Origin of the sequence: Pseudoruegeria sp. SK021, from assembly GCF_002119405.1 — a bacterium.
In the GTDB taxonomy this organism is placed as follows: domain Bacteria; phylum Pseudomonadota; class Alphaproteobacteria; order Rhodobacterales; family Rhodobacteraceae; genus Meridianimarinicoccus.
In genome coordinates this window covers 1-2,130 of sequence record NZ_MTBG01000088.1, presented here as the reverse complement: position 1 = coordinate 2,130, position 2,130 = coordinate 1, and the positions used below count along the sequence as shown (strand labels likewise).

The 2,130-nt window shown below is 62.0% G+C and carries 3 protein-coding genes; all 3 read left to right on the top strand.

Annotated features, from left to right (window positions below; translation table 11 throughout):
* Positions 1–328 (top strand): transposase (locus tag BV911_RS18640; protein ID WP_205963923.1); only part of this gene is annotated, 328 nt, incomplete at its 5' end.
* Entirely contained in the window at positions 325–672 is a 348-nt protein-coding gene (gene tnpB / locus BV911_RS18635) for an IS66 family insertion sequence element accessory protein TnpB (RefSeq protein WP_086055032.1), read from the top strand. The genes BV911_RS18640 and tnpB, both read left to right, overlap by 4 nt.
* 62 nt (positions 673–734) lie before the next feature.
* Positions 735–2,130, top strand: a 1,396-nt coding sequence (locus BV911_RS18630; protein WP_086055031.1) for an IS66 family transposase, incomplete at its 3' end; no start/stop codon positions are given.

The following is a 2,130-nucleotide window of genomic DNA, read 5'->3' as shown; positions in this document are numbered from 1 at the left end:
CGAGGAGAAGCTGGGGATCGTGATGTCTGTGGGCGTTGATGAGGCGACGGTCACGCAGGTGGCGCAGCGCCACGAGATCACGCGGCAGCAGGTCTATTCCTGGCGCCATGAGATGAAGAAGAAGGGGTTTTGGTCACCGGATGGTGGAGCGCTCTTCCTTCCTTTCGATATTCCCGCACATTGCGTTCCCGCCCTCGCGGACACGCCCACCGTCGCGGCCCCGATGGCGGTCGAACTGCGCTTGCGCAACGGCCGCAGCCTGCATTTCGACAGCAACATGGCTGCCGTGGCGCTGACGCAGCTGATCCGTGCCGTGGAAGCGGCATGATTGGTCCGGGCACTGGCGTTCGCGTCTACGTGGCTTGCGGTGTCACGGACATGCGCAAGGGCATTGCCGGTCTGGCGGCGCTGACCCAGGATGTCCTGCGCCAGAAGCCAACGGGCGGTGCAGTCTTCGCCTTCCGCGGCCGCAGGGGCGATCGGCTCAAACTGCTGTATTGGGACGGTCAGGGCTTTTGCCTCTATTATAAAGTCCTGGAACGCGGCCGCTTTCCTTGGCCTGCGATGACCGAGGGTGCCGCCCGTCTGACGTCCGCGCAGCTTGCGATGTTGTGGGAAGGGATTGATTGGCGCAGGCCGGATTGGGGCGCGCCGCCGGCCCGTGTGGGCTAAATATATAAGCCGAAACGCCTTGTTTTTATGGCGTTATCACGTTCCCCGTGGTAGACAGGTGCATGTCAAATCATGCTGTAGATCTTCCCGACGACCCCGCTGTTCTGAAGGCGATGATTGCGGCTTTGCAGGCGGAAAACACCCGGATAGGGAGCGAGAACGCCAAGATGGCGGTCACGTTGCGGGTCCACGACCAGTTGGTTCAGGCCCTTCGCCTGCGGATTGCCAAGTTGCAAAAACTGGCTTTCGGCAAATCCTCTGAGAAGATCGAACGCGAGATCGAGCAACTGGAACTGGCCCTTGAAGACTTGCTGCTGGCCGTGGCCGAGGGCGATGAAGCGCCCATCGACGAAGGTCAGGACGAACCGGCCGCGGGTGATCTCTCTGCGCCCGCGCTGCGTCGCCGCCCACGTGTCTCGGATGCGACACCGCGCGAGCGTCGTGAGCTTGATCCCGGCACATGTTGCGCTGATTGCGGAGGCGATCTGCGGGTTGTGGGTGAGGATGTCAGCGAACTGCTGGACATGATTGCGGCGCAGATGAAGGTGGTCCAGATCGCCCGGATCAAGAAATCCTGTCGGCGCTGTGAGCGGATGGTGCAGGAGCCTGCGCCCAGCCGGCCAATCCCAGGCAGCATGGCAGGTCCGAACCTGCTGGCGCATGTTCTGGTCTCGAAGTTCGATGACCACCTTCCGTTGTATCGTCAGCACGAAATCTTCGCCCGCATGGGCGCGGACATTCCCGAGACTACGCTTGTGGGCTGGTGCGGGCGGGCCATGAAGACTCTGTCGCCGCTAATCGAACGGATCGAGGCTGACATCATGGGCAGCGACCTGCTGCACGCGGATGACACGCCGATCCGGGTGCTGGACCGATCTTTGCGCGACAAAGGGCTTGGTAAAGGCGTCAGACAGGGCCGGATCTGGGCCTATGTGCGTGACCAGCGCCCCTGGGCTGGATCATCCCCGCCCGGGGCAGTCTATCGGTTCGCACCGGACTGGAAGGAAGAGCATGTCCTGACCCATCTGGCCGACGTCCGCGGCATCCTTCAGGCCGATGGCTACAAGGGCTATGCCAAGCTTTACGCGCATGAGTATGAACCCGATGGTGCGCCTCGTTTGCGCGAGGCGGCGTGCTGGGCGCACCTGCGCCGTGACTTCCACGATGTCTGGACATCCACCAAGTCCGAGATCGCCCGCGAGACGCTCGACCGGATCGGCAAACTCTATGACATCGAGCGCGACATCAGTGGCCAGCCTGCTGACGTCCGTCACGCGGCACGTCAAAAATTCAGCCAGCCAAAAGTTGAGGCCTTCTTTGCGTGGTCCGATCAGCAACTCCTGCGCATTCCGGGTAAGAGCAATTTGGCCAAGGCCTTCCGCTATGGCCTCAATCGCGCGGAGGCCTTCAGCTTGTTCCTGACAGACGGTCGTGTGGCCATCGACAATAACCCGGCTG

Excerpts from the sequence above, each read along its gene's own strand:
- tnpB (WP_086055032.1), top strand. The coding sequence starts at position 325 with ATGATTGGTCCGGGCACTGGCGTTCGCGTCTACGTGGCTTGCGGTGTC.